1 protein-coding gene is annotated in these 410 nt (G+C 66.8%); it reads left to right on the plus strand.

Going from position 1 to position 410, the window contains the following annotated elements:
* On the plus strand, positions 1–410 hold a 410-nt coding region (locus HU147_RS19225), incomplete at both ends, for an SLC13 family permease (RefSeq protein ID WP_369075689.1).

Here is a 410-nt window from a genome sequence, read left to right on the forward strand (position 1 = left end):
GCATCTGGACCGACCTGGCGCAGGCTGCCAAGAGCCGCGACTTCGTGGTGGTGACCGACTACCCGACCGGCGAGCAGCGCCCGCACAAGTTCAAGATCGCGATGGCGATCTTCGCGTTGACCATCCTGATCGCGCTGACCAGCAAGCTGCCGGTGGCGCTGACGCTGATGACCGGCGTGGCCGGCATGCTGCTGACCGGCGTGCTGCGCATGGACGAGGCCTATGCCTCGATCAACTGGAAGACGGTGTTCATGATGGCCGGGCTGATTCCGCTCGGCTGGGCGATGGACTCCAGCGGTGCGGCCGCGTGGGTGGCCGGCCATACCATCGACAAGCTGCCGACCGGCATTCCGGTGTGGGTGCTGGAGGTGGCGCTGGCGCTGCTGACCACGGCGTTCTCGCTGGTGATC

It is taken from the genome of Planococcus chinensis (genome assembly GCF_020071995.1).
Classification (GTDB): Bacteria; Bacillota; Bacilli; order Bacillales_A; family Planococcaceae; genus Planococcus; species Planococcus chinensis_A.